The organism is Pseudomonas fluorescens, assembly GCF_000968015.1.
In the GTDB taxonomy this organism is placed as follows: domain Bacteria; phylum Pseudomonadota; class Gammaproteobacteria; order Pseudomonadales; family Pseudomonadaceae; genus Aquipseudomonas; species Aquipseudomonas fluorescens_W.
Genome location: NZ_LACH01000144.1, coordinates 1 through 235 on the forward strand (window position 1 = coordinate 1; position 235 = coordinate 235).

Consider the following 235-nt stretch of genomic DNA (forward strand, 5'->3'; position numbering starts at 1 on the left):
GGCGACCACGGCGAAGCCGCGGCCCTGTTCTCCCGCGCGCGCCGCCTCAATGGCGGCATTCAGCGCCAACAGGTTGGTCTGCTCGGCGATGGCGCGAATGACTTCCAGCACACTGCCGATCTGGGTGCTTTCCTGGGCCAGGCTTTGGATCACCTCGACAGCCTGGCCGATGGTCTCGGACAACTGGTCGATCTGGCTCAGGCTGTTGTCCAGATTGTGCTGGCCCTGGCGTGCC

The 235-nt window shown here is 65.5% G+C and carries 1 protein-coding gene; it reads right to left on the reverse strand.

Features of this window, described 5'->3' with window-relative positions; translation table 11 throughout:
- The coding region (locus VD17_RS32895; protein WP_046057194.1) for a methyl-accepting chemotaxis protein at positions 1–235 on the reverse strand (235 nt) is incomplete at both ends.